The sequence below is a fragment of the Eubacterium sp. AF34-35BH genome (assembly GCF_003477765.1).
Lineage (GTDB): Bacteria > Bacillota > Clostridia > Lachnospirales > Lachnospiraceae > Eubacterium_G.
In genome coordinates this window covers 41,766-68,610 of sequence record NZ_QUDZ01000001.1, presented here as the reverse complement: position 1 = coordinate 68,610, position 26,845 = coordinate 41,766, and the positions used below count along the sequence as shown (strand labels likewise).

The window sequence follows — 26,845 nt, the reverse complement described above, 5'->3', positions numbered from 1 at the left end:
ACCAAAAATGAAAGGAGCATTAGATTTATGAAAAAGATGTTAAAACGATTGTGTACGGGCTTCTTAGCTCTTGCAACTGTCGTTACTGCTTTGCCGACTACACCCGTTCATGCAGAAAGTAAGCAATACTGGACGGAGTCAAAAGAGCGTGTCGGTATCGTTGAAAAAGTAATGAATGACGGTTCGATTGGTTCTACCTTTAATGAGGGACATTTGACCGTTGAGGGCGAGGACGCTTACTGTATCGACATTAACACAGACTTTAAGAATGGCTACAAGACCAGAGCTGACGCAAGCACCCGTATGAGTGCCGACCAGATAAGCGACGTTGCCTTATCTATCGAATATGTAAAACAGTACACAGACAGCCACAACGGAATAAGCAAAAACCACGCCTACCTTTTAAGACAGCTTGTTGTCTGGCAGAGATTAAGCGTACATCTTGGCTGGCAATGCGATAACGTGCGAGCTTCTTATGATGAAATTCCAAAGGCAACGCAGGACGAAGTTTTCGCTGGTGCAAAAGCCTTTGTCAAAGAGAATAAAGGACGCTATGAATGTGGCGGTTATATCTACTCTGGCGAGGGGCAGGAATTGGGACAATTCTGGGCGAAACTCAATGTTGGAAATGCGAAACTTCAAAAGACTTCCAGTAATACCAGCATTACAGACGGTAACGGGAATTACTCTATCGCTGGTGCGACATACGGTGTCTTTGCTGATAAGGACTGCACGAAACAGCTTGCCACCCTTACGACTGATGAAAACGGAAATACAGATGTCGTAGAGGTAACGGCTGACACAGTCTATATCAAGGAATTATCCGCACCAGCAGGATATAAGGTTGATACAAATATATATTCCTTAAAGGTTGAAGCTGGAAAGACAGCGACCTTGAACGTATCAGATACACCAAAGGTAACAGACACTTTGATTGAACTCTTCAAGATTGATATGGAAACACAGAAAGACAATCCGCAGGGGAACGCTTCTTTAGCAGGTGCGGAATTTACATGGAAGTATTATACTGGCTTCTACAATAAAGACAATCTCCCTGCCGAAGCTACAAGAACATGGGTTACAAAGACAATCGCCGAAACAGACAGCGACGGTACAATCCACTATGTTACAAAATTAGCGGACGCATACAAGGTATCTGGCGACAGTTTCTATATGCAGGACGGCAAAGCCGTTCTTCCACTTGGAACACTAACCGTAGAAGAAACAAAAGCTCCAAACGGTTACTTGCTGGACGGTGCATATATGCAGGCTGGCGATAAGTCCGAACAGATTAAGGGCTTATATGTAACACAGATTACCGAGGACGGCGACCTTGCCGTATTGACTGGAAGTAACCAGTTTTCTGTATCAGACAAGGTTATCCGTGGCGGTGTGAAAATTCAGAAACGAGATTTAGAAACGGGCGATACAAAACCACAAGGAAGTGCCACTTTGAAAGATACTGCCTTTGACATCATTTCCTTAAATGATAATGCGGTACTGGTTGAGGGCAAGCTATACAAGAAAAATGAAGTGGTAAAGACAATCCATACAGACATTGAGGGTGTCGCTTCTACGTCTGCTGACCTTTTACCTTATGGAAAATTCCGTATCGTTGAGAGTGAAGCTCCAAACGGATATTTGACAGACGGTGCAAAACCGATTGATTTTGCAATCACAGAGAATGGAAAAATCGTTGATTTAACCGACGAAGCCCATTCTATCTACAATCAGATTAAGCGTGGAGATATTGAGGGCGTAAAAATCGGAGCAGGCACACACAAGCGTCTTGCTGATGTTCCCTTTAGGATCACAAGCAAGACAACGGGCGAAAGTCATGTTGTGGTAACTGATGATAACGGGCAATTCTCCACTTCTTCTGACTGGGCTTCTCATAAGCATAATACCAACGCAGGAAAGACCAGCGAGGACGGTGTATGGTTTGGAACTTCTAAACCAGACGACAGCAAAGGGGCGTTGCCTTATGATACCTACATCATTGAAGAAATGCGTTGCGATAGTAACAAAGGCTTTGAGCTTATCCCACCTTTTGAAATCGTGGTATCAAGAAATAACCTTGTGATTGATTTAGGTACTTTGACTGATGAATACGAAAAAGAAATCTCTATCCATACCACAGCGACCAGTAAGGACGGCGAAAAGACAATCCTTGCAGGAAAAGAGGTAACAATCGTTGATACCGTCAAATTAGACGGACTTACAAAAGGCACAAAATATCAGCTCAAAGGCTGGCAGATGTTAAAGGAAGAAAACACCGAGCTTCTTATCAATGGAAAGCGTGTAGAAAATGACTATACCTTTATCGCTGATGATGAAGCTATGAAAGTGGAAATTACTTATACATTCAATGCGTCCGAGCTTGGCGGTAAAAATCTGGTAACATTCGAGGAATTATACGATTTGAGCAATCCAGAAGAACCCGTAAAAGTTGCGGAACATAAAGACATTGAGGACGACGGACAGACGGTACTTATCACAGAGCGTATCATCAAAATTCATACGACTGCTACCGATAAGGACGGCAACAAAGAGCTTGAAGCTGGAAAAGAGGTAACAATCATTGATACCATAACCTTAGAGGGCTTAGAAGTCGGCACACAGTACAAACTTGTAGGCTGGCAGATGTTGAAAGAAGAAAATGCAGAGCTTCTTATCAATGGAAAACGTGTGGAAAGTGATTACACCTTTACCGCAGACAGCGAAACTATGAAAGCGGAAGTTGCCTTTACCTTTGACGCTACTTCTCTTGACGGCAAACAGCTTGTAACTTTTGAAGAATTGTACGATTTAAGCAATCCAGACGAGCCGAAGAAAGTTACCGAGCATAAAGACATTGACAACGAGGGACAGACGATTACCTTTAAGGAAAAACCCGAAGTCCCAGAAGAACCAGAGAAACCCAAAACACCACAGACACCAGATACACCGCATAAAACAGACAGTCCAAAAACGGGCGATAACACGAACCTTTACGGACTGCTTGCATTATTACTAACTTCTGGTGCTGGACTGGCAGGTATCTTCTTCTGCAAACGCCGTAAAATGAAGAAATCATAAGGCGGTAACGATATGAGAAAAGAAAAATCACGTTCTCCGCCGATACCGTGTCGGCAGACTTCCGCTTATTCTGGCTTGTCTGCTACTTACCTGCAAGAACACGGATAGTCAAGGGTGCGTAAGCATTTATTTTACCCTTTACTATCTGGGGACTTGCTGGTACTTCCCTAACCGCCAGAATAAGAAATCACTATCAAAAACTTATCAAATATAGAAAGAAACGAGGTAAAACAATATGGAAATGAAATATGTCGTGCCAGATATGGCACAGTCTTTTGGAACACTTGAATTTGCAGGCGAAAGCGAGCCTATCTTTGAAAGAGATAAAAATAACCGCAGGGTCTTAGCCAGACGAAGCTACAACCTTTATTCTGATGTGCAGAAAGGCGAAAATGTTGTCGTGGAAATTCCCGTGCAGGCTGGCGAAAAGCATTTCAAGTATGAACAGAAAGTAAAACTTGTCAATCCGAAATTATACGGCAGAGGTTACGCAATTGGGGATATGGGACATACCGATTATGTGTTACTTGCTGATGATATTGTAGCAGTTGAAGAAAAGTAAAGGAGTGAAAATATTATGAGATTATCAAACGGTTTTGTTATTGACAAAGAGAAAACATTTGGAGAATTAAAATTTACAGCAGTGCGTGATGTATTCTTGCAGAATGAGGACGGGACACCGAGTACCCAGCTTAAAAAGCGTATCTATGATTTGAAGTGCAGTCTGCATGGTGGAATTATCCCCGTGTCTGTACCGCCAGAAGTACCAGTAAGGGAATTTCCGTACAATGCAGTTGTGGAGCTTGTCAATCCAGTAGCCGATACGGTATCACGAAAAACCTATACGGGTGCAGATGTGGACTGGTATGTAAAGGCAGAGGATATTGTGTTGAAGAATAAAGGCAATCAGAACGCAGGCAATCCACAGAACCATGTACCGCAAGGACAGATGAAAAAATAAATGTGAGCCCATATTTTTCTTGTAACTTATATATAGAACCGATATAATTAGTTGAAAAGTTCTGTTTTAAGCCATGTAAAACTATTTTGACAAGGGAAAATGGCAATGTCAAAGGCTTTTGACAGACAAAATAGCTATATTCATATACAATAAAGGAGAAGATTCAAGATGGATATTGGATTACAAATCAAAAAATTTAGGGAACAACAAAAAATTTCTCAAGAAGAACTGGCTCTTAAAATATTTGTTTCAAGACAAACAATTTCTAACTGGGAAACAAATAAAAGTTGTCCAGATGTTAAAAGTTTAATTACTTTATCTAATATCTTCAATGTGTCTTTAGATAATTTTATAAAAGAAGATATAAAGGAGATGAGGGAGATTGTAGAAAAAGCAACTATTAAAAAGTTTAATGTGATAAGTGTAGTTTTCCTAATTGAATTGATAGTCGTAGCCATAAGTGCCTATCCTTTATTTAGTATTAAGGGAAATATAGGAATTATTATTTGGTTATGCTTGTTTGCAATAACGCTCTATACGGCAAGTAAGATTGAAAAATTCAAAAAGAGCCATGACATTCAAACCTATAAAGAAATTTTGGCATTTATTGACGGAAAGCAATTAACGCATGATGAAACACAACAAGAAATAGGAAAAAGAAATTATCAAAAAATCATATTTGCATTCATTGCAGGTGTAATCGCACTTATTATATGTTTTGTTGTAATTTTTATTTGCCAGCATTTAACAAATTAAAAGGGAGGAGAAATCATGGAATTTTGGCTTATTATGATTGGCTTTATAGTTATGGGCGGAAGTTGTTCATTAGCAGGTACTTGGTGGGATAGAAAAAATAAAAAAGATAAAAAAGAAGAAAAGAAACAATAAAATTTACACTTTATTGTTGATTAAGCAGTTAGTCTTAGGATTGACTGCTTTTTTCATACCTAGAAAGGATTGATTTATGCGTATGATTTGGAACAAAGGACACCGTATCAGAGCCAGCGACAAGCACCTTGTCTACCACTTTTCCATAGGGACGCTTCTGTTTGTATTCATGGCGGTTCTTCTGCTACTGAACATCAAACAGCTCATGCGTACCGACTGGGAACATTTCAGCTTGTTAGAAAACGGCTTGACGCTTTCCCCTTACAACTTCATAACTGTGCTGATAGCGACTGGTGTTTGTGCATTGGTCGCTTTTCTGTATTACCGCTTCTGTTACGACAGTTTCAAGAAGCTATTGCACCGTCAAAAGCTGGCACGAATGATACTGGAAAATAAGTGGTATGAAGCCGATACCGTACAAGACAGCGGTTTTTTTACTGACCTGCAAAGCAGATCAAGGGAAAAAATCGTCTGGTTTCCAAAGATTTATTATCAAATGGAAAAGGGATTGCTCCATATCCGCTGTGAAATCACGTTAGGAAAATATCAAGACCAGCTTTTACGGTTAGAGGATAAATTGGAAAGTGGCTTGTATTGCGAGCTGACCGACAAGACCTTACATGACGGCTATATTGAATACACCCTGCTTTATGACATGATAGCAAACCGCATTACCATTGATGAAGTATGGGCAGAAAACGGCTGTCTTAGGCTGATGAAAAATCTTGTGTGGGAATATGACGCACTCCCTCACGCTTTGATTGCTGGTGGGACTGGTGGCGGTAAAACTTATTTTCTGCTGACGCTCATTGAAGCCTTACTGCATACCAACGCTGTCCTTTATATCTTAGACCCAAAGAACAGCGACCTTGCAGACTTGGGAACAGTCATGCCTAATGTCTATCACACCAAAGAAGAAATGATTGATTGCGTCAATGCCTTTTATGAGGGCATGGTACGGCGAAGTGAGGAAATGAAGCAACACCCGAACTATAAGACGGGCGAAAACTACGCCTATCTGGGACTTCCACCCTGCTTTCTTATCTTTGATGAATATGTAGCGTTTTTTGAAATGTTGGGGACAAAAGAAAGCGTGAGCTTACTTAGCCAGTTAAAGAAAATCGTTATGTTAGGGCGACAAGCAGGTTATTTCCTTATTGTTGCCTGCCAGCGTCCAGACGCAAAGTATTTTTCAGATGGTATCAGAGATAACTTCAATTTCCGTGTGGGACTTGGGCGTATCAGCGAATTAGGTTACGGTATGCTGTTTGGTTCAGATGTGAAAAAGCAGTTTTTCCAGAAGCGTATCAAGGGGCGTGGCTATTGTGATGTGGGAACAAGCGTCATAAGTGAGTTTTACACGCCTTTAGTCCCAAAAGGACATGATTTTTTACAGACTATCAGCTCTCTTGCACAAGCAAGGCAGGACGGGACGGCGACGTGCGAAGCGAAAGGCGACGGCACGGACTAGCCGTTGCTGGTGTGGCGTCAGCCACGCCAGCAGGTAAAACCCCTCGGTATCTAACAGAGGGGTACGTTTGCAAATAGACAATAGACAAAAAACATAGGAAACATAAGGCTTCTGGCATGGTTTTCTAGCAAAAATCGGCTGTGAAGTCGCCTTAAAAAACTTCACACTTTACAGATTGGGGGTATGGTTCTGAATGAAGAACAACGGATAAAAGAATTACGGGAGAAACGGATTGCTTACGGTATCTCACAAGGCAGGCTGGCGGTGGCTTCTGGTATCACAAGGGAATATTTCAACAAGATAGAAAGTGGAAAAATGAAGCCGTCAAAGGAACTTCTGGAAACTCTGCATAAGGAACTGGCAAGGTTCAATCCAGAAGTACCGCTTACCATGCTGTTTGATTATGTGAAAATTCGTTTTCCCACGCTGGATATACAGCACATCATCAAAGATATATTAAAACTGAATATCAATTATATGCTCCATGAAGATTACGGACATTACAGTTATACGGAGCATTATTCTTTAGGGGACATCTTTATCTATACGTCGGCTGACGAAGAAAAAGGTGTCCTTTTAGAGTTAAAGGGGCGTGGTTGCCGACAGTTTGAAAGTTACCTGCTGGCACAACAAAGAAGTTGGTATGACTTTCTCATGGACGCACTCATAGACGGTGGCGTGATGAAGCGTATCGACCTTGCTATCAACGACCATACGGGTATTTTGGATATTCCAGAGCTTGCGGAAAAATGCAGGAAACGGGAATATATCGGAAAGTCCAGAAGTTATAAGTTTTATCAGTCGGGCGAGCTTATCAAGCATAGAGAGGACGACAGAGAATATATGGGACGCACCCTTTATCTTGGTTCGCTAAAATCAGATGTGTATTTCTGTATCTATGAAAAGGACTATGAGCAGTACGTCAAGTTAGGGACACCGCTGGAAGAAGCCGACATTATCAACCGTTTTGAGATACGGCTTAGAAATGAACGTGCCTATTATGCAGTACGAGATTTGCTGACCTATTATGACGCAGAGCAGACTGCCTTTTCTATCATCAACCAGTATGTGCGGTTTGTTGATGAAGAAGCAGACAAGCGAAAAAATGACTGGAAACTCAATGACCGCTGGGCGTGGTTTATCGGCGATAACAGACAGAGCTTGAAGCTGACGACAAAGCCAGAGCCTTACACCTTAGACCGTACATTGCGGTGGGTACAACGGCAGGTAGCACCGACCTTGAAAATGCTGAAAAGGATTGATAAGGGAAACGGAACAGACTACATGAAAACTATCGAACAGCAGGCAAAGCTCACAGAAAAGCATGAAATGATAATCAAACAGCAGACGACCCCTGCAAAAGATTTAGTAGAAAGTTAGGAGTGATGAAAAAATGTGGGAATTATTGAAAGACTTCCTGCTGGTATCTGTTGGAACGGGTATCGGCGTAGCCTTGATGTGTATTTTAAGTGTTGGCAAAGGAGCTGACTATGAAATGAAGAAATTAAAAGAAAGCGAGGACAAATAACATGAATTTCGGGCAAAATTTGTATCAATGGTTTTTAAGCAACGCACAGAGCTTAGTGCTTATGTCGATTGTGGTTATCGGTATCTACTTAGGGTTCAAGCGTGAGTTTTCAAAACTTATCGGTTTCTTGGTAGTTGCCTTGATTGCTGTCGGCTTGGTATTCAATGCTGGCGGTGTGAAAGATGTACTGTTAGAGCTGTTCAATAAGATTATCGGTGCATAAAATTTTATTGTGGGGCTGATGTATGGGTGCTATAATGTGAAAAAAGAAGTAATCGAGGTGTTCTATTTTGAATGAGAGAGAAAAAATTATTCGTTTATGGTTTGATATGTGGTTGAAACAGCAAGACTTAGGAATAGATAAAATTTTTACAGAAGATGTTGTTTATACGGAAAGCTGGTGTCCTAAATATGAAAATCTTAAAACAGTAAAACATTGGTTTAATGAATGGAATACTCGTGGTAAAGTCATTATTTGGGATATTAAACAGTTCTTTCATAAAGAAAATCAAACTGTCGTAGAATGGTATTTTAAAAATGAAATGAATACGGGAAGCGTTGAAGAATTTGACGGTATTTCCTTAATTGAATGGACAGAAGATAACAAAATCAAATCATTAAAAGAATATGGTTGCAATCTGAATAACTATAATCCATATCAACACAGCGATAACCCTCAATTTAGAGATGAAAAAACAAACTGGTTTTAAAACTTAATCAAATTATATCCATATACATAAAGCAGTTAGTCTTAGGATTGACTGCTTTTTTCTTACCTAAAATCAGATTGGAGTGATGAAATGAGCGATATTTTTAAGGATATGCAGGCAAACGTCGGCTGTGATTATATTTCTAACCTGCCCTCTTACAAGCGTAAAGTGTGGCATGAAATGAAGCGATTACCGCTTACGAATTATGATATAAAACAGTTAGAAGATTTTTCAAAGTATGTGTTTGGTATGTCGTACCAGAGCTTAAAAGATGTGATGAAGCAACAGAAAGGACGTGAGGAACAATGCAGGAAACAAGGGTGCTGGTGGAAACGAGAGGAACAACTGGCGAAGAAACAATATCATACTGGTTCGACCTGCCGATAGATGTTGCCGAGTTTGAAGAAAAGTTAGGTATCGGTGCAGAAAGTGGGGATTATCGTATTATCGAAAAGGTGTTGCCTTATGCTGATGAAGTCCACGAACACACCAGCGTGTACCAGCTCAACGAATTAGATTTTATGTACCGCCAGCTTTCAAGTGATATGCAGGAAGAATATGTATCACTACTTACGGTGTTTGAAAATTTAGAAGCACTTTATATTTGCAGGAACGTGATTATTGTTTATCCCGACTGTAAAAGCATGATAGATGTTGCAAGGCAAAAGCTGATGAACGACCCGATGTTCAAGCATTTATCCGAGGACTGTCAAGAATACTACTTTGACTTTGAAGCCTACGCTTCTCACTTGCAGGAACACGGGAAATTTTTAGTAACAGAACACGGTATCTTTGAACTGCCAGAGTAGGAAATGAGGTGGTGCTTATGATTGATGATATGGCGGTTTATATTGCTAATCTTGGCAAATACAATGAGGGCTATTTAGTCGGTGCTTGGTTCACGTTCCCCATTGACGAGGAAGATGTGAAAGAAAAAATCGGCTTGAATGAACAGTATGAGGAATACGCTATCCATGATACCGACAACTTTCCCATTGCGATTGGCGAGTATGTTTCCATTGAAGAACTCAATGAGATGTATGAAATGATAGAGGAACTTCCCGACTATATTGTAGAGTGTCTGGACGAATTTATCAGCCACTATGGGACGCTGGAAGAAGTCGTGGAACATAAGGACGATATTTACTATTATCCCGACTGTGAAACCATGACAGATGTTGCCTACTACTACATAGACGAATTGCAGGCACTTGGGGACATTCCACCCAGCTTACAGAATTACATTGACTATGAAGCCTACGGGCGAGATTTGGATATGGGCGGTTGCTTTATTGAAACAAGCCGAGGTATGTGCGAGATACCATATTAACGCTGGAAGATCAGCGACAAGCATTGTTGCTACTGACAGCGTATTTCTCTTTAAGGGACAGTCTGAAAATGGCTGTCCTTTTCTATTTTGAAAGGAGCTGAAAGAACTTGAAAAAGATTAAAAGCTACACGGGTATCTGGAACGTGGAAAAAGTCTTGTATGCAATCAATGACTTTAACTTACCCTTTCCCGTTACTTTTACACAGATTACATGGTTTGTGATTACGGAATTTATCATCATTCTGTTTGGGGATATTCCCCCACTTTCCATGATTGAGGGAGCATTTCTCAAATACTTTGGTATTCCCGTTGCTCTCACTTGGTTCATGTCGCAGAAAACCTTTGACGGAAAGAAGCCGTACAGCTTTTTGAAATCACAGATAACCTATGCCCTGCGACCAAAAATCACTTATGCAGGAAAAGCCGTAAAACTGCATAAGCAGATATTGAATGAAACAATCACGGCAGTAAGGAGTGTGAACTATGTTCCCGATAAAATATATTGACAATAACCTTGTCTGGAACAAGGACAATGAGGTGTTCGCCTACTATGAGCTGATACCATACAACTATTCTTTTCTATCCGCAGAGCAGAAATTTATCGTGCATGACAGTTTCCGACAGCTTATCGCACAGTCCCGTGAGGGTAAAATTCATGCGTTGCAGATTGCCACAGAAAGCTCAATCCGCAGTATGCAGGAACAGTCAAAGAAGCTGGTAACTGGAAAATTAAAGGAAGTTGCCTGCCAGAAGATAGACGAACAGACCGAAGCGTTAGTATCTATGATTGGGGACAATCAAGTGGACTACCGCTTTTTTCTTGGCTTTAAGCTCATGGTTACGGAAGAACAGCTCAATCTGAAGAACATCAAAAAATCGGTGTGGCTGACGTTCACAGAATTTCTCCATGAAGTGAACCACACGCTGATGAATGATTTTGTTTCCATGCCGAATGATGAAATCAACCGTTACATAAAAATGGAAAAGTTACTGGAAAATAAAATCTCCCGTCGCTTTAAGGTGCGTCGCTTGGAAATCCATGATTTTGGGTATCTCATGGAACATCTTTACGGCAGGGACGGTATCGCTTATGAAGATTATGAGTACCAGCTACCAAAGAAAAAATTGAACAAAGAGACGCTGATAAAATACTACGACCTTATCCGTCCGACAAGGTGTGTGATTGAGGAAAGCCAGCGGTATTTACGATTGGAACATGAGGACAAGGAAAGCTATGTGTCCTATTTTACCGTCAATGCGATTGTAGGAGAGCTTGATTTTCCGTCGTCTGAAATCTTCTATTTCCAGCAACAGCAATTCACATTCCCCGTTGATACGAGCATGAATGTAGAAATCGTGGAAAATCGGAAAGCATTAACGACCGTCCGCAACAAGAAAAAGGAACTGAAAGACCTTGATAATCACGCCTATCAAGCAGGAAGTGAAACCAGCTCAAATGTGGTGGACGCTTTAGACAGCGTGGACGAGCTGGAAACTGATTTAGACCAGACAAAAGAAAGTATGTATAAGTTAAGCTACGTCATACGGGTGTCTGCACCCGATCTTGACGAGCTGAAACGCCGTTGTGATGAAGTCAAGGACTTTTACGACGACCTCAATGTAAAGCTGGTGCGTCCTGCTGGGGATATGCTGGGGCTTCATTCTGAATTTTTACCAGCCAGCAAGCGATATATCAATGACTATGTGCAGTATGTAAAATCAGATTTTTTAGCTGGGCTTGGCTTTGGTGCGACACAGCAGTTAGGAGAAACTACGGGTATCTATATGGGCTATTCTGTTGATACGGGAAGAAATGTGTACCTGCAACCGTCCCTTGCCAGTCAAGGTGTAAAAGGTACAGTTACCAACGCTTTAGCGTCTGCTTTTGTCGGTTCGCTTGGCGGTGGGAAATCGTTCTGTAACAATCTTCTGGTATATTATGCGGTGCTGTTTGGCGGTCAAGCACTTCTGTTAGACCCTAAAAGTGAGCGTGGTAACTGGAAAGAAACGCTCCCAGAGATTGCACATGAAATCAATATCGTAAATCTTACCAGCGATAAGGACAATGCAGGGCTTCTTGACCCGTTTGTGATTATGAAGAATGTAAAAGACGCTGAAAGTCTGGCAATCGACATCTTAACATTCCTTACGGGTATCTCTTCAAGGGACGGCGAAAAATTCCCCGTACTTCGTAAGGCAGTACGCTCCGTTACCCAGAGTGACAGTCGGGGCTTGCTCCATGTGATAGACGAGCTACGCCGTGAAGATACGCCCATATCAAGAAATATCGCAGACCATATCGACAGCTTCACGGACTACGACTTTGCACACCTGCTGTTTTCAGACGGTACGGTAGAAAATGCTATCAGTCTGGATAATCAGCTCAATATCATTCAAGTAGCCGACCTTGTACTGCCAGATAAAGATACCACTTTTGAAGAATACACGACCATTGAATTGTTGTCTGTGTCTATGCTGATTGTGATTAGTACCTTTGCCCTTGATTTTATCCATTCGGACAGAAGCATTTTTAAGATTGTCGATTTAGACGAAGCGTGGGCGTTCTTAAATGTGGCACAAGGAGAAACCTTATCAAATAAGCTGGTTCGTGCTGGGCGAGCTATGCAGGCAGGCGTTTATTTCGTTACCCAGTCTGCCTATGACGTGTCAAAGGAAAGTCTGAAAAACAATATCGGCTTAAAGTTTGCATTTAGAAGCACGGATATAAACGAGATAAAGCAGACCTTAGAGTTTTTCGGTATCGACAAGGACGATGAGAACAACCAGAAACGCTTGCGTGATTTGGAGAACGGACAATGCTTATTGCAGGACTTATACGGGCGTGTCGGTGTGGTGCAGATACACCCAGTCTTTGAAGAACTGCTACACGCCTTTGATACCAGACCGCCCGTACAGAGAAATGAGGTGGAGTGATGAAAGAAAGGATAAAAGGTGTGTTCACAAAAAAGAAGATTTTCCACTTTCTCAAAATGGCTCTGTTCGTGGTGGCACTCTCCCTTATCCTGCTTTCACTTTTGGGGACGGTGGCTCATGCGACGGGGCTTGTAGACGATACCATAAACGCAGAAAATCTTTATTCAAAATATCCCCTTTCCAACTACCAGCTTGATTTTTTCGTCGATAATAGCTGGTCGTGGCTTCCGTGGAACTGGCTCGACGGTATCGGAAAATCGGTACAATACGGGCTGTACTGCATTACCAACTTTGTCTGGACTATCAGTTTGTATTTGAGTAATGCAACGGGCTATGTGGTGCAGGAAGCCTATAAGCTGGACTTCATCAATGATATGGCAGACAGTATCGGAAAGAGCATACAGACCCTTGCAGGCGTTACCGAGAACGGCTTTTCTTCTACGGGCTTCTATGTTGGTTTCCTGCTTCTCATTATCTTAGTGGTGGGAATGTACGTTGCTTATACGGGACTGATAAAACGGGAAACCAGCAAAGCACTTCACGCTGTTATCAACTTTGTGGTGGTGTTCGTGCTGTCCGCTTCATTTATTGCTTATGCTCCCGACTATATCAAGAAGATAAATGAATTTTCATCAGACATCAGTACCGCTTCTTTGGATTTGGGAACAAAAATCATGCTCCCTAACTCCGACAGCGAGGGTAAGGACAGCGTGGACTTGATACGGGACAGCCTATTTTCTATTCAAGTGGAACAGCCGTGGCTCTTGCTTCAATTCGGGAACAGCAACGCAGAAGAAATCGGGACAGACCGTGTAGAAGCTCTCGTATCGGCAAGTCCAGAGGACGAGGACGGGAAAACCAGAGAGGAAGTCGTGAAAACAGAAATCGAGGACAACGACAATAACAATCTGACAATACCGCAGGTCGTGAACCGTTTGGGTATGGTGTTCTTCCTCTTGTTCTTTAACTTGGGTATCACGATATTTGTATTCTTGCTTACGGGCATGATGTTGTTCAGCCAGATACTTTTTATTATCTTTGCAATGTTTTTACCTATCAGTTTTTTACTTTCCATGATACCGAGCTATGAAAGCATGGCAAAGCAGGCAATCGTGAGAGTATTTAATACCATAATGACACGGGCAGGAATAACGCTCATTGTAACGGTGGCATTTAGTATTTCCAGTATGTTTTACAACATTTCCACAGACTACCCATTCTTTATGGTGGCGTTCTTGCAGATAGTATGTTTCGCTGGTATCTACATGAAGCTGGGCGACTTAATGAGTATGTTCTCACTTAATGCTGGCGACAGTCAAAGCATGGGACGACGCATATTCCGCAGACCGTATCTGTTTATGCGACATCGGGCTAGGCGTATGGAACACCGTATTGCAAGGGCGGTAAGTGCTGGCGGTATTTCGGGCGGTGTAGCTGGTGCGGTGGCTAGAAGTGCCGTTGCTGGCAAGAGAGCCGAAAGAAAAAATACGGCTTCTAAAGAAAATCGGGGCAATACCACTTCCAGCATGGGACAGCGTGCAGGTTCAAAAGTCGGTGCTGTTTTAGATACGAAAAATAAAGTGAAAGACAAGGCAAACGCTGTCAAAGAGAATATCAAGGATATGCCGACACAGACCGCTTATGCGGTGTATTCCGCAAAGGAAAAGGCAAAGTCCAGCGTATCAGACTTCAAGCGTGGCATGGTGCAGGAACAGCAGTCCAGACAGACGGGACGCTTGGAAAAGCAGGAACAGCGTAAGAAAAATATCGCTGACAAACGTATGGAGCTTCAAAAGGCACAAGAAGCAAGGCAGGTACAGCGAAAGGCTGACGGATCAGCGACAACGGGAGCTACCCGTCCCCATGAGCGACCAGTCACAGCTTCAACCATTCCAAAGCCGAGTGTTGAAAAAATGCAGGAAGTCAAACGCCCAGCCACAGCTCCAACTCCGAAAGCAAGTGAGCCAGTCAAGACAAATGTTATCAAAGAGCGTCCGTTATCTTCTGGTGCTTCTGATAAGAAAGCACCCCAGCCTACACAGACAGTACATAGGCAGAATGTAGAAAAAGTGGTATCGCAGGAAACACGCCAGAATGACACCAAAGACCGCAGGATAAAGGTTCAGCAGACCCAGAGCGTCCAGAAGAACCAGCAGACCATAGAGAAAACCCGTAACCTTGTAACGAAGAAAGGACAGAAGAAAAAATGAAACTGAAACATATCGCTATCATTGGCAGTCTGTTTCCTATCCTCTTTTCTCTGGTGCTTTTCTTTGGCGTCCTCATTAGTGCGGACAGCGACGACGAGAACAGCAATTTTTCTTCTGGCATTACGGGTATGAACCTATCCGCAGAAGTCTTGAAACATCAGCCTATGGTAGAAAAATACGCCAGAGAAAACGGTATCTCCGAGTATGTCAATGTGTTACTTGCTATCATTCAAGTAGAAAGTGGCGGTACGGCAGAAGATGTTATGCAGAGTTCGGAAAGTCTTGGTTTACCGCCTAATTCCTTAGATACGGAAAGCTCAATCAAGCAGGGGTGTAAGTATTTTGCGTCCCTGCTTTCTTCCTGCAAAAATCAAGGTATCGACGACTTGAATGTAGCGATACAGTCTTATAACTATGGCGGTGGCTATGTGGGATATGTGGCAGGAAAAGGAAAAAACACACTTTTAATCTTGCAGAGAGCTTCGCCCGTGAGAAATCGGGTGGAAAGAAAGTAACCTACACCAACCCGATAGCCGTTGCTAAGAATGGGGGCTGGCGGTATGGCTATGGAAATATGTTCTATGTGGAAGTAGTCAATCAGTATTTAGCAGTTCCGCAGGTATCGGGAGAACTGGCACAAAAGGTAATGAATGAAGCGTTGAAATATCAAGGCTGGAAGTATGTGTATGGTGGCAGTAACCCGAATACTTCCTTTGATTGTTCGGGATTGACGCAATGGTGCTATGGAAAAGCTGGTATCTCCTTACCGAGAACAGCACAAGCACAGTATGACGCAACCCAACATCTGCCACTCTCGCAGGCAAAAGCAGGCGATTTGGTGTTTTTCCATTCCACCTATAACGCTGGTTCGTATGTAACACACGTCGGTATTCTTGTTTCGCCGACACAGATGTACCACGCAGGCGACCCGATAGGATATGCAGACCTAAGTAGTAGTTACTGGCAACAGCACTTAATCGGTGCAGGACGAGTAAAACAATAGAAAGGACTTGAAAAATATGTTTAAGAAGAATAAGAAACAGACAGAAACTATCAAAGAACCAAAAGAAAAAAAGGTGCGTACTGTCAAGGTAGGCACACATAAGAAAACCGTGATTGCGTTGTGGGTGGTGCTTGTCGCAAGCGTGAGCTTTGGGGTGTATAAGAATTTTACGGCTATCGACCAGCACACCACCCATGAAAAAGAAATCATTGAACTTTGCTTGCAGGACACCAACGGGATAGAAAATTTCGTGAAAAACTTTGCGAAGTCCTATTACACATGGGATAACAGCAAAGAAGCTATCGAAGCAAGGACGCAGGCAATCAGCGGTTATCTGACAAAGGAATTGCAGGACTTAAATGTAGACACCATTAGAACCGATATACCGACCAGCTCCACGGTTACAGATGTGATTGTATGGCATATCGAGCAATCGGGAGCGGACACTTTTTCTGCTACCTACGAAGTAGATCAGCAGATAAAAGAGGGAGAACAGACAAGCAATGTGAAAGCAACCTATACTGTAAAAGTCTATGTGGACGCAGACGGGGATATGGTAATCGTTCAAAACCCTACCCTTGCACCAGCAGTTGAAAAATCAGACTATGAGCCTAAGACACCAGAAGCAGACGCAAGCGTGGACGCTGATACGGTAAATGACGCTACCGCTTTTCTGGAAACATTCTTTAAGCTGTACCCAACAGCGACGGAAAAAGAGCTTGCTTACTATGTATTGGGAAATGTGATTGAACCTATCGGCAGGGACTACCTTTATTCTGAACTGGTAAACCCTATCTTTATAAAGGACGGCGACAATGTGAAAGTCAAGGTTGCGGTAAAATTCATTGATAATCAGACAAAAGCGACGCAGGTATCGCAGTATGAGCTTGTGCTACATAAGGATAGTAACTGGAAGATTGTAGGATAAATGATATAGCGTGCATTTCCTATCAGATTTGCACGCTTTTACAAAACGACAAGAAAACTGTGCAAAAATATTGACTTGTAATGACCGAATGCTATAATATAAATGACAAGTGTACTTGGTATTATTTGAAGGGAGCGTTATATAATGGATAAAGAAAAAATACTATCACAAAACAAAAAAGAGAATCTATATCTTGATGAATACGAAAAACATATTAAACTTCAAGGGAAATCTTTTGGCTTAATGTTTGTTTTATTTATCTGCATTTTAATTCTTTTCATTAAAGCAGTTTGTAAAGAACCTTACTATGACATAATGACAATTATTGGGTCTGTGGCATTTGGCTCTATGGGTTATGAAGCACATATTTCAAAAAATAAATCCAAATTTGTTATTGCTTTATTCTTTTTTCTATTTATGGGGTATTACTTTTATAAATTTTTAATGGTAGGTTTATAGAATGGACGAACATTTAATTTTGCGAAACAGATTAAAAACTGTACGAAAAGAAAAAAAATTATCACAAACAGAATTAGCTGAACTAGTCGGGGTTTCTCGGAATACAGTTAGTTCTATTGAAACTGGACAATTTAATCCAACAGCAAAATTGGCATTAGTGCTTTGTATAGCTTTAGATAAAAAATTTGAAGAATTATTTTATTTTGATTAAAGGAGAGAACGATTATGGAATTAGAGGAATTGATTGTTGAAATAGTTATAGGATTGTTTTTACTTTTTACATCTTATCAAATAGGTATAAAAGAGAATATTACTTTATTACATGGTTATCATTATACACAACTTGACCCTAAAGATAAAAAGGTGTTTACAAAAAAAATAGGAATAGGCACTTTACTGGTTAGTATTGGTATTCTTGTTATGCCGATTATCAATTTAATCTCTCATTCTGAATTAGGCTATTACATAGGTCTTATTTTGATTGTTGTAGGAGTGTTTTATATCATATTCATCATTGTAAAATACAATGGAAAACTTATTAGCTTTAAAAAGTAGAATTGAGGTATGAATATGATAGGACTGAACAAAAGAGATATAAAAAAGGCATTGAAAGCTGGTGCAAAAGCTGGCGGTGTATCATTGGCTGATGTTCGGGCGGATATTGAAGCTACGATTGATGAAGCTATGAATAGCACCGACCCAGAGGTGCAGGCAAATTTCAAAAAGTATTTTGGGAATAAACGCCCTACACCAGAAGAATATATTTATATCATTACGAAAAAGACAAAGGCAAAATTATAATAAAAGGGTCGTGGAAATGCTTCACAAAATTGTGATCTGCATTATCACGGCTCTTTTACTCTCTGTTTACTTTCAAAACTGTAAGTGTAATTGAATACTGCCCTTGCTATAATTTAATTGTATTCCAAAACAAATAAATGTGGCAGGAAGAAAGGAGCGATTTTTAATGGAACACATTTTAAATTTAGAGCAAGTAAAAAAATACTACGGGGGTAACTCTGGAAATATCACAAAGGCAGTAGACAGTATTTCTATGTATGTAGATAAGGGCGAATTTGTCGCAATCATGGGAGCTAGTGGTTCTGGAAAGACTACCCTATTAAACTGTATCTCTACGATTGATACTGTAACCAGCGGACACATTACAGTCAATAATCAAGATATTACCAAAATCAAGGATAAAGATTTTGCTGATTTCAGACGTGAAAATTTAGGGTTCATTTTTCAAGATTTCAACCTTTTAGATACTTTAACGATTGGAGAAAACATTTCTTTATCATTGGTTATCAACAAACAGAACCCTACTGATATTGAGAAAAGAGTTCATGCTATCGCCGATAAATTGGGTATTCGTGATATTTTATCGAAATTTCCTTATGAAGTTTCTGGCGGACAAAAACAGCGTTGTGCTTGTGCTAGAGCCTTAATCAATGAACCGAAACTGATTTTAGCTGATGAACCGACGGGAGCTTTGGACTCAAAAGCTTCCAGATTATTACTGGAAACAATGTCTGAAATCAACAAGAAAATGCAGGCTACTATTTTAATGGTAACACATGACCCGTTTAGTGCGTCTTTCTGTGAACGTATTTTGTTCTTGAAAGACGGTAAAATATTCAATGAAATTTTCAGAGGGGAAAAAAGCAGAAAAGATTTCTTCAATGAAATACTGGATATATTAACCTTGCTCGGAGGTGAAGTGGGAAATGTTAGGTAAGTTAGCGTATAGAAATACAAAAAGAAATATTAAAGATTATTTGATTTATCTGATAACCGTTACTGCATCCTTTTCTCTTATATTTGCTTTTAATTTGGTGGCAAATTCTGATGAAATTGTAAAGTTATGTTCCAGTATGGATGCATTTAAGAATTCATTGTTCGCTGTAAATATTCTTATTATTTTTGTGATATGCTTTTTGATCAACTATACAACGAAATTTATGTTTGAAAAAAGAAGTAAAGAATTAGGAACATATATGCTTCTTGGCATTAAGAAAAAAGAAATTGCCCACTTAGTTGTAATTGAAAATATACTGTTGGGAATTTTAGCATTTGTATTAGCTATTCCTATTGGCTTTTTATTCAGCCAGTTTGTGTCGTTAGTAATTGTAAACTTACTGGGTATTCCAAAAACTCTCTTTATTTCTTTGAATTTCGTTTCTATTGGACTATTGATAATTTATTTTTTAACTATTTATGTTTTGGTTTTGCTTAATCTATTAAGAAGAATAAGTAAAATGACGATACGTGATTTTCTTTATTTTGACAAACAAAATGAAAAGAAAATGTTCCGTGACAGTAAAAAAAGAAATGTCATTTTTGTTTTAAGTATTATTCTTGGTGCGATTTCTCTTTTTCTCTGGAATTCACGTTGTACTATGGATAATTTTAATAAGCAAGAAACACTTACTTATTTGATGGTAAGCGTAATCATGTTGATTATCAGCATTTATGGTATATCTACAACTTGTGCAGATATGTTCTTGACTGTTATCTTAAAATTTTGTATAATAGGAATTGAAGTTAAATTAGATGCTAAAAATTTGTAATTAAGAAGGAGGGATTCGTCATGTTGGTATTCCAAATGCGTAATGTAGATAAAACATCTACTGTTTTGAAACAGACTAAAAACAGTGATTACGCAGATAAATAAATACGTTAGATTAATTCCTACCAGTGACTAATCTTATGACTTTTTAAACAGATAACTAAAATTACAAACAAATCGTTTAACTTCTGTATTTATTTACAGATGTAATCACTTCAGGAGTGATTACATGAACAAAAATATAAAATATTCTCAAAACTTTTTAACGAGTGAAAAAGTACTCAACCAAATAATAAAACAATTGAATTTAAAAGAAACCGATACCGTTTACGAAATTGGAACAGGTAAAGGGCATTTAACGACGAAACTGGCTAAAATAAGTAAACAGGTAACGTCTATTGAATTAGACAGTCATCTATTCAACTTATCGTCAGAAAAATTAAAACTGAATACTCGTGTCACTTTAATTCACCAAGATATTCTACAGTTTCAATTCCCTAACAAACAGAGGTATAAAATTGTTGGGAATATTCCTTACCATTTAAGCACACAAATTATTAAAAAAGTGGTTTTTGAAAGCCGTGCGTCTGACATCTATCTGATTGTTGAAGAAGGATTCTACAAGCGTACCTTGGATATTCACCGAACACTAGGGTTGCTCTTGCACACTCAAGTCTCGATTCAGCAATTGCTTAAGCTGCCAGCGGAATGCTTTCATCCTAAACCAAAAGTAAACAGTGTCTTAATAAAACTTACCCGCCATACCACAGATGTTCCAGATAAATATTGGAAGCTATATACGTACTTTGTTTCAAAATGGGTCAATCGAGAATATCGTCAACTGTTTACTGAAAATCAGTTTCATCAAGCAATGAAACACGCCAAAGTAAACAATTTAAGTACCATTACTTATGAGCAAGTATTGTCTATTTTTAATAGTTATCTATTATTTAACGGGAGGAAATAATTCTATGAGTCGCTTTTTTAAATTTGGAAAGTTACACGCTACTAAAGGGAATGGAGATAAATTATTAGATATACTACTGACAGCTTCCAAGAAGCTAAAGAGGTCCCTAGCGCCTACGGGGAATTTGTATCGATAAGGGGTACAAATTCCCACTAAGCGCTCGGGACCCCTTGTAGGAAAATGTCCTAAGTGTGGCAACAATATTGTATTAAAAAAATCGTTTTATGGTTGTTCAAATTATCCTGAATGTAAGTTTACTTTAGCTGAACATTTTAGAAAGAAAAAACTAACCAAAACGAATGTAAAAGAATTACTGGAGGGAAAAGAAACCCTGGTAAAAGGAATCAAAAACAAAGAGAAAAAGCCCTACAATGCCGTTGTAAAAATTGGGGAAAAGGGATATATTGATTTTATCTCTTTTTCAAATCAAAACCACCGGCTTAGCCGGTGGTTTGTACTAGCCCTATAAGGGCTTATTACCGACGCTAAGTCTAAAGACTCATCGAATTTGGTTCGCCAACTGTACCGTCATTTACTTATTAAGCCCTATGGGGCTTATTTTATTTATTTTGGTTTACTGGCTCACCCGTAAACGGGTCAATATATTCTTTTAGTGTCATCTGATCATACTCTAAATCATTTTGTAATTGATTTTGAATATATTCTTGTATCTTCTTTGCATTTTTCCCTACAGTATCTACGTAATATCCTCTGCACCAGAAATGGCGATTTCCATATTTGTATTTTAAATTTGCATGGCGTTCGAAGATCATAAGTGTACTTTTTCCTTTCAAATACCCTACAAAACTTGAAACACTTAAACTTGGTGGTATCTTTACAAGCATATGCACATGGTCTGGGCATATCTCTGCCTCTACTATTTCTACACCTTTTCTTTTGCATAGCATACTTAAAATATTCGCAATATCCTGTTTCATCTTCCCATACGCTACTTTTCTTCTATATTTTGGTGCAAAAACAATATGATACTTACAATTCCATTTCGTATGTGCTAAACTGTTTATATCCATTTGGATAACCTCCTTTGATTTTATGTGGTTGGCGAACCAACATAATTATATCACTGGAGGTTTTTTACTGTAAGCTTAAGCAATGCTGACTCACCGGCCTAGCCGGTGGTTTATTTGTTCATCAAAGTTCCGTTTCTCTTCTGAGAAACTCCACTATGCTGAACAGGCTTAAAGCCTAACAAATAAACATAAAAGCCCTTTAAAGAGGGCTTTTATATATTAATCACAAATCACTTATCACAAATCACAAGTGATTAATCACAAATCACTTGTGATTTGTGATTCTTAATGATACAATATTACTATGTTTTAGCTTTAAAGGCTCGTACAGACTATATGTTTTGTGCGGGCTTTTTTCATACCCGAAAAAATTTAAAAAATTTTTCAAAAGAGGTCATTAAATCACACCTAGCTGTCCTTATATGGTGCGGAAAGAGGGATAAACACTTTTCAAATCATAAAGGAAAGGAGGTGAGATTGATGAAACCGTCTGACTTCCAGAAAACAGTTCAATGTCGTTTTGAAAGTTGTTTAAAGAAAGTTGTCCGTAGTGTCGTGAAAGATTATTACAAGGAATTAAACCGTCGTAAGAATAAAGAAATATCTTTCAGCGAATTGCCAGATGTCCTTGTTGATAAAATGGCTGTTTGGGACGACTACGAAACAGATTATACAATCTTTTCAGTATGTGGCATTGATATTCGTGTCCTTGATGATGAATTGGCAGAAGCCTTGAAGAAACTTCCAGAAAGAAAACGCAATACTCTGTTGATGTATTACTTCTTGGAAATGACAGAAAGTGAAATTGCCAACTTGCAGAAAATCACGCAAAGCGGTGTATTTAGAAACCGACATCACGCTTTGGAAACTATGAAAAAAATACTCAAGGAGGAACATTAGAAAATGAAACAGTTATTTAAGAAACCGTCTTATTACTTGATTTCATCAGCTATGGACGGAAACGAAAAAGCGATTGAAAAATTACTGGCATTTTATGACCCTTACATATCAAAGTGCTGTTTGCGTTCACTTTATGATGAATACGGCAATGTTTATATCGTTGTAGATATGGAATTAAAAGGACGTATCAGAGAAGCACTTATCAAAATGATTTTAGGTTTTGATATTGAAGATATGGACTTAGAACCAGAAGAATAAGCAGTTTTTAGCGGAGCATGATTTAATATCCCCCTCTTTCCTGCTCTGCCACCTGCTTTTATATGAAAGCAACACGCTTTCACCACAGCTCTTTGACAACTGAATAAAGCAGACAGATACGTTTGTGAGATGGCGAGCCACGGGGACTGTACGCCACGACCTTTTCAAAAGAAAGCGAGCGACCCACGCAGTGATCCGAGAGCGACTGTTGGAAAAGTCGTTTTGCCACGACCTATCCTCACAGAATAATGATACGTCCGCATGGTGCGGTTCTGCCCACAAGAATGGGAATAGTTGAGATACTAATGGAGCTTTCCAAAGCCGTCTGCCTGCTTGTAAAAAACGACACACAGTAAAGGGGGGTGCATAGATTATGAACAATACTGATGTGCCTATTTGGGAAAAATATACGCTGACGGTTGAAGAAGCGTCCAAATACTTCCGCATTGGCGAAAAGAAATTGCGTAAATTAGCCGAAGAAAATCTTGACGCTGGCTGGGTTATCGTGAACGGCAACCGTATTCAGATTAAGCGAAAACAATTTGAAAAAATCATAGATACATTGGACGAAATCTAATGTCATTGAGCCGTAGATATGGTATAATAAATATAGCGTATCACGGCTCGTTCCATGACGGAAAGGAGCTTTACACTATGTCTAATGTAAAACGAAAAGACAGTAAAAATCGCAATTTGCGTAATGGAGAGAGCCAGCGAAAAGACGGAAGATACGTTTATAAATATACCGATATATACGGAAAGCCACAATTTATCTATTCTTGGAAACTTGTACCGACAGACAAGACACCTGCTGGAAAGCGTGATGATATATCGTTGAGGGAAAAAGAAACACAGATTAAAAAAGACCTTAACGACGGTATCGATACAGCAGGCGGTAAAATGACAGTCTGCCAGCTCTACGACAAGAAGAACAGCCAAAGAAAGAACATCAAGAGGGCTACTGAAAAAGGACGACAGTATCTTATGAACGCTCTGAAAAATGACCCATTGGGTATGAGGGCGATTGATACTGTTAAGCAGTCGGACGCTAAAGAATGGGCTATCAGAATGAGCGAAAAAGGATACGCCTATAAAACGATTGATAACTACAAGCGTTCCTTGAAAGCGTCATTTTACATGGCGATACAAGACGACTGTATCAGAAAGAACCCGTTTGAATTTAAGCTAAGTGATGTTCTGGAAGATGATACGGAGCAGAAAGTTATCCTTACACCAGAGCAGGAAGAACGCCTGCTTGCCTTTATGGAAAAGGATAAGATTTACAGCAAGTATTATGATGAGGTTGTGCTTCTGCTGGAAACGGGACTTCGTATTTCTGAATTTTGCGGACTAACGACGCATATTGATATGCAGAACAGAATACTCAATATAGACCACCAGTTATTGAAAGACAGCGAAATCGGCTACTATATTGAAACGCCAAAGACCAAAAACGGAAAACGAGAACTTCCATTGACAGAACGGGCTTATCAAGCAATCCAAAGAATACTAAAGAACAGAGGAAAGGCACAACCGTTGATTGTAGGTGGTTATAGCAATTTCCTATTCTTGAACCGTGAGGGCTTACCTAAAGTTGCAGGAAACTATGAGGGCATGGTGCGAGGACTAATTAAGAAGTATAACAAGTATCACACGGACAAGTTACCGAACATCACACCACATTCATTCCGACATACTTACTGTACGAATATGGCAAACAGAGGAATGAACCCAAACACCCTGCAATATCTTATGGGACACGCTAACATAACCATGACACTTGGCTATTATGCACACGGTACATTTCAATCTGCAAAAGCAGAACTGGAAAGACTGGCTTGTTAATATCGGAGCTTATATTTACTACTCATTTACTACTTTTGGTTGCATTTTCATGCTGGTAAATGCCAGCTTATGCAAGGTATCTTCCAAAAAGAAAATACCGATAAAGCCCTAAAATACGGGATATATCGGCATTTACCAACTTATGAAAAGATAATCAGAAATTTAGTAAGTTTTTATAATAAAAAATATCTTAAAACTCTCTGCATTCTCAGTCTTTTCTGATTTTGAGGAATTCTTTAACTTTCCACTAAAAGTTTCATTAATCCAAACTGTCTTTTTATTCCAGTCTGCTTCATCCCATAAACCTTCAGCTTCTTTTACGTCTAAGCCATCATATTCCTTATACATATCTTGTACATAATCATATAATTTCTTACCAGCCTCACTGTCTATAGCATTACTATCTATATTTCCCTTTATACATTCTGATACTATTTTTTCAATGTCGTGATAGCATTCCTGATGTCTATAGTCATTTATACAAAATATTGCCACTGTCATTAGGCATAAAATTATTATACCTATAAACATTCTTTTCTTAGACATAAAATGCCCCTTTCCTGTGTAATGTTATTTAAAAAATATTATCCCACTCTCTATCCGGATTATATTTGCTATTTTTCTGTTATTCTTCTTTTTTCTTATTTTATCAAAAAAGCCTCAAAAAACCTATCTTCCTAGATTTTTTGAAGCTTTTCTCAAAATCAACTGCCAGTGTTTATTCAAAGCGCCAAAGCCGCCATCCTCTGCCTGTTGATTCCTTTCTTTTGTTCTTCATTTTCAACCTAGCGCTCGCTAGTCATTTTCATTCTCTCTTTTACAATGCCCCCAATTAACACTACAAGAATCATCAAATACGCCCACACTAATATGTTGGATAATTTTTTGATTAACATAAAAATTATCAAGCTTATGCTATAGAAAAGAAGCGCTCTGTTTTTAAATACTTTTTTCTCGTTTTTAGATAATCTTCTATTATCATTTTCAACCGGACTAAATATCAATATTAATACTCCCAAAAATAATGCAATTAGTCCCTTAACAATTATCGGCAAGTATAACATTTTGTAACCAAGAATTATCAATGTAAACAAAATGGTGGACATTACGACACATCTTAGTAAAGTTTTCGCATGGTAGCCACCTGCATAAACTCTAATAGAAATAAAAGCGATTAATATAACCGCTCCCGGAATAAATTCTCTCATAAGAAAAGATATAACAACCATTCCCAATATTTCTGCCAATGTAATTAATCCATATTTTACGCCGAATGCGATTATGTCTGCGTCTTCCCTTTTAGCATCGCTATGCTGAATAATAAAATTAGTTAGCATGTTTGTCATTTTATCTATTTCCTTTGTAGTTCTTTTCATTTGTTACTTCATGGTAATTTTTAAATCTTACCAATTTAAATTTTCCTATTTAAATTTTCTAAGTTTTTCTGCTCCCTTTGGAAGTTCCGGCTGATGTAAAAAAGTAAAACAACCTGTTGTTGCAACACCAGATGTTACTGTAACAGCTACAGCAGCTAAAACATTTGCAAAGCCTTTTATGAATTTTTCCTTTTTCATAATGTTTTTCCTCCTTTCCTTTTTATGCCTTATACGATAGCACATTTTTGCCCCAAAAGTTCACTTTTGCGATAAACGGTAGTTTTTTTGGAATGAACGACACTTTTTTCTTGCAATTTAAGAAATTTTTCTTGTTTTTTCTCGAAATTTGTGGATTTATAAGTAGCATAAAAGGACTTCCTATCATATAGAAAAAGCTGC

Annotated in this window: 32 protein-coding genes and 2 pseudogenes; 30 read left to right on the top strand and 4 right to left on the bottom strand. The window is 39.3% G+C overall.

All coding sequences use genetic code 11. The annotated features are described in order from the left end of the window. Positions 1 to 27 precede the first annotated feature (27 nt). From DWZ69_RS00375 to DWZ69_RS00230, 26 genes and pseudogenes are all read left to right on the top strand, one after another. Positions 28 to 3,078, top strand: a complete 3,051-nt coding sequence (locus DWZ69_RS00375; protein ID WP_003060618.1) for an SrtB-anchored collagen-binding adhesin — start codon at positions 28 to 30, stop codon at positions 3,076 to 3,078. A 235-nt stretch (positions 3,079 to 3,313) separates the two neighbouring features. After that, positions 3,314 to 3,640 (top strand): YdcP family protein, encoded by a 327-nt coding sequence (locus DWZ69_RS00365; protein WP_003059926.1) that lies wholly within the window; start codon positions 3,314 to 3,316, stop codon positions 3,638 to 3,640. A 15-nt stretch (positions 3,641 to 3,655) separates the two neighbouring features. Beyond that, entirely contained in the window at positions 3,656 to 4,039 is a 384-nt protein-coding gene (locus DWZ69_RS00360) for a YdcP family protein (protein ID WP_003062614.1), read from the top strand. A 168-nt stretch (positions 4,040 to 4,207) separates the two neighbouring features. Further along, positions 4,208 to 4,795, top strand: a complete 588-nt coding sequence (locus DWZ69_RS00355) for a helix-turn-helix transcriptional regulator (protein ID WP_003061262.1) — start codon at positions 4,208 to 4,210, stop codon at positions 4,793 to 4,795. 208 nt (positions 4,796 to 5,003) lie between these two features. Next, entirely contained in the window at positions 5,004 to 6,398 is a 1,395-nt protein-coding gene (locus tag DWZ69_RS00350) for an FtsK/SpoIIIE domain-containing protein (protein ID WP_003062524.1), read from the top strand. A gap of 183 nt (positions 6,399 to 6,581) precedes the next feature. Beyond that, a complete protein-coding gene (gene mobT, locus DWZ69_RS00340; protein WP_003062030.1) occupies positions 6,582 to 7,778 on the top strand; it encodes a MobT family relaxase in 1,197 nt (398 codons plus the stop codon). Positions 7,779 to 7,791: 13 nt separating this feature from the next. Beyond that, complete coding sequence (locus DWZ69_RS00335) at positions 7,792 to 7,926, top strand: DUF3789 domain-containing protein (protein WP_003061156.1); 135 nt, start codon at positions 7,792 to 7,794, stop codon at positions 7,924 to 7,926. 1 nt (position 7,927) lies between these two features. Beyond that, positions 7,928 to 8,149 (top strand): hypothetical protein, encoded by a 222-nt coding sequence (locus DWZ69_RS00330; RefSeq protein WP_003060793.1) that lies wholly within the window; start codon positions 7,928 to 7,930, stop codon positions 8,147 to 8,149. Positions 8,150 to 8,216: 67 nt separating this feature from the next. Further along, positions 8,217 to 8,636: a nuclear transport factor 2 family protein gene (locus tag DWZ69_RS00325; RefSeq protein WP_003060053.1), complete on the top strand. Its 420-nt coding sequence runs from the start codon at positions 8,217 to 8,219 to the stop codon at positions 8,634 to 8,636. 90 nt (positions 8,637 to 8,726) lie between these two features. Beyond that, the gene (locus DWZ69_RS00320) at positions 8,727 to 9,023 is read left to right on the top strand and encodes a hypothetical protein (protein ID WP_008687105.1); all 297 of its coding nucleotides are present in this window, start codon (positions 8,727 to 8,729) and stop codon (positions 9,021 to 9,023) included. After that, positions 8,942 to 9,445 carry an antirestriction protein ArdA gene (locus tag DWZ69_RS00315; RefSeq protein ID WP_003062492.1) on the top strand — a complete coding sequence of 168 codons (504 nt, stop codon included), beginning with the start codon at positions 8,942 to 8,944 and terminating at the stop codon, positions 9,443 to 9,445. Before DWZ69_RS00320 ends, DWZ69_RS00315 begins: the two co-directional genes overlap by 82 nt. 17 nt (positions 9,446 to 9,462) lie before the next feature. Next, positions 9,463 to 9,966, top strand: a complete 504-nt coding sequence (locus DWZ69_RS00310) for an antirestriction protein ArdA (RefSeq protein ID WP_002323345.1) — start codon at positions 9,463 to 9,465, stop codon at positions 9,964 to 9,966. 107 nt (positions 9,967 to 10,073) lie between these two features. Further along, positions 10,074 to 10,472 (top strand): conjugal transfer protein, encoded by a 399-nt coding sequence (locus DWZ69_RS00305; protein WP_003061368.1) that lies wholly within the window; start codon positions 10,074 to 10,076, stop codon positions 10,470 to 10,472. Next, complete coding sequence (locus DWZ69_RS00300; RefSeq protein WP_003060327.1) at positions 10,450 to 12,900, top strand: ATP-binding protein; 2,451 nt, start codon at positions 10,450 to 10,452, stop codon at positions 12,898 to 12,900. The genes DWZ69_RS00305 and DWZ69_RS00300 overlap by 23 nt, the downstream gene beginning before the upstream one ends. Further along, the gene (locus DWZ69_RS00295; RefSeq protein ID WP_118435538.1) at positions 12,900 to 15,110 is read left to right on the top strand and encodes a YtxH domain-containing protein; all 2,211 of its coding nucleotides are present in this window, start codon (positions 12,900 to 12,902) and stop codon (positions 15,108 to 15,110) included. Before DWZ69_RS00300 ends, DWZ69_RS00295 begins: the two co-directional genes overlap by 1 nt. After that, positions 15,107 to 16,113: pseudogene (locus DWZ69_RS00290) on the top strand (C40 family peptidase). Before DWZ69_RS00295 ends, DWZ69_RS00290 begins: the two are co-directional and overlap by 4 nt. A gap of 16 nt (positions 16,114 to 16,129) precedes the next feature. Next, the gene (locus DWZ69_RS00285; protein WP_003062215.1) at positions 16,130 to 17,041 is read left to right on the top strand and encodes a conjugal transfer protein; all 912 of its coding nucleotides are present in this window, start codon (positions 16,130 to 16,132) and stop codon (positions 17,039 to 17,041) included. A 144-nt stretch (positions 17,042 to 17,185) separates the two neighbouring features. Further along, positions 17,186 to 17,500 carry a DUF6442 family protein gene (locus DWZ69_RS00280; RefSeq protein ID WP_003061887.1) on the top strand — a complete coding sequence of 105 codons (315 nt, stop codon included), beginning with the start codon at positions 17,186 to 17,188 and terminating at the stop codon, positions 17,498 to 17,500. A 1-nt stretch (position 17,501) separates the two neighbouring features. Continuing rightward, on the top strand, positions 17,502 to 17,711 hold the full coding sequence (locus tag DWZ69_RS00275) for a helix-turn-helix transcriptional regulator (RefSeq protein ID WP_007286202.1): 210 nt from the start codon (positions 17,502 to 17,504) through the stop codon (positions 17,709 to 17,711). Positions 17,712 to 17,725: 14 nt separating this feature from the next. Then, a complete protein-coding gene (locus DWZ69_RS00270; RefSeq protein WP_003061243.1) occupies positions 17,726 to 18,055 on the top strand; it encodes a DUF3784 domain-containing protein in 330 nt (109 codons plus the stop codon). A gap of 15 nt (positions 18,056 to 18,070) precedes the next feature. Continuing rightward, positions 18,071 to 18,301 carry a hypothetical protein gene (locus tag DWZ69_RS00265; protein ID WP_003060191.1) on the top strand — a complete coding sequence of 77 codons (231 nt, stop codon included), beginning with the start codon at positions 18,071 to 18,073 and terminating at the stop codon, positions 18,299 to 18,301. 166 nt (positions 18,302 to 18,467) lie between these two features. Beyond that, a complete protein-coding gene (locus DWZ69_RS00255; protein WP_118435535.1) occupies positions 18,468 to 19,238 on the top strand; it encodes an ABC transporter ATP-binding protein in 771 nt (256 codons plus the stop codon). Next, on the top strand, positions 19,228 to 20,070 hold the full coding sequence (locus DWZ69_RS00250) for an ABC transporter permease (protein WP_003060411.1): 843 nt from the start codon (positions 19,228 to 19,230) through the stop codon (positions 20,068 to 20,070). The genes DWZ69_RS00255 and DWZ69_RS00250 overlap by 11 nt, the downstream gene beginning before the upstream one ends. A 20-nt stretch (positions 20,071 to 20,090) precedes the next feature. Next, complete coding sequence (locus DWZ69_RS00245) at positions 20,091 to 20,174, top strand: 23S rRNA methyltransferase attenuation leader peptide (RefSeq protein WP_001814874.1); 84 nt, start codon at positions 20,091 to 20,093, stop codon at positions 20,172 to 20,174. Between the two features lie 124 nt (positions 20,175 to 20,298). Next, a complete protein-coding gene (gene erm(B) / locus DWZ69_RS00240) occupies positions 20,299 to 21,036 on the top strand; it encodes a 23S rRNA (adenine(2058)-N(6))-methyltransferase Erm(B) (RefSeq protein ID WP_117479738.1) in 738 nt (245 codons plus the stop codon). Positions 21,037 to 21,205: 169 nt separating this feature from the next. Next, positions 21,206 to 21,505: pseudogene (locus tag DWZ69_RS00230) on the top strand (topoisomerase C-terminal repeat-containing protein); the annotation flags it as partial. Between the two features lie 91 nt (positions 21,506 to 21,596). On the opposite strand, the gene tnpA reads toward DWZ69_RS00230, so the two are convergent. Next, the gene (gene tnpA / locus DWZ69_RS00225) at positions 21,597 to 22,067 is read right to left on the bottom strand and encodes an IS200/IS605 family transposase (protein WP_009264818.1); all 471 of its coding nucleotides are present in this window, start codon (positions 22,065 to 22,067) and stop codon (positions 21,597 to 21,599) included. A gap of 480 nt (positions 22,068 to 22,547) precedes the next feature. On the opposite strand from tnpA, the gene DWZ69_RS00220 reads away from it, so the two are divergent. The 4 genes from DWZ69_RS00220 to DWZ69_RS00200 all read left to right on the top strand — a co-directional run bounded on the left by DWZ69_RS00220 (position 22,548) and on the right by DWZ69_RS00200 (position 25,070). After that, positions 22,548 to 22,967, top strand: a complete 420-nt coding sequence (locus tag DWZ69_RS00220) for a sigma-70 family RNA polymerase sigma factor (RefSeq protein WP_003061815.1) — start codon at positions 22,548 to 22,550, stop codon at positions 22,965 to 22,967. Positions 22,968 to 22,970: 3 nt separating this feature from the next. Beyond that, the gene (locus DWZ69_RS00215) at positions 22,971 to 23,225 is read left to right on the top strand and encodes a helix-turn-helix domain-containing protein (protein ID WP_002322727.1); all 255 of its coding nucleotides are present in this window, start codon (positions 22,971 to 22,973) and stop codon (positions 23,223 to 23,225) included. A 373-nt stretch (positions 23,226 to 23,598) separates the two neighbouring features. Next, positions 23,599 to 23,802 (top strand): excisionase, encoded by a 204-nt coding sequence (locus tag DWZ69_RS00205; RefSeq protein ID WP_002322728.1) that lies wholly within the window; start codon positions 23,599 to 23,601, stop codon positions 23,800 to 23,802. A gap of 77 nt (positions 23,803 to 23,879) precedes the next feature. Next, a complete protein-coding gene (locus DWZ69_RS00200) occupies positions 23,880 to 25,070 on the top strand; it encodes a site-specific integrase (RefSeq protein ID WP_003062094.1) in 1,191 nt (396 codons plus the stop codon). Between the two features lie 162 nt (positions 25,071 to 25,232). Here DWZ69_RS00200 and DWZ69_RS00195 read toward each other — a convergent pair whose 3' ends face one another. The 3 genes from DWZ69_RS00195 to DWZ69_RS00185 all read right to left on the bottom strand — a co-directional run bounded on the left by DWZ69_RS00195 (position 25,233) and on the right by DWZ69_RS00185 (position 26,644). Further along, positions 25,233 to 25,616, bottom strand: coding sequence for a hypothetical protein (locus DWZ69_RS00195; protein ID WP_118435529.1), 384 nt, complete (start codon positions 25,614 to 25,616; stop codon positions 25,233 to 25,235). A gap of 239 nt (positions 25,617 to 25,855) precedes the next feature. Next, a complete protein-coding gene (locus DWZ69_RS00190) occupies positions 25,856 to 26,446 on the bottom strand; it encodes an accessory gene regulator B family protein (RefSeq protein WP_117999257.1) in 591 nt (196 codons plus the stop codon). Positions 26,447 to 26,491: 45 nt separating this feature from the next. Next, positions 26,492 to 26,644, bottom strand: a complete 153-nt coding sequence (locus tag DWZ69_RS00185; protein WP_117999256.1) for a cyclic lactone autoinducer peptide — start codon at positions 26,642 to 26,644, stop codon at positions 26,492 to 26,494. Positions 26,645 to 26,845 lie beyond the last annotated feature (201 nt).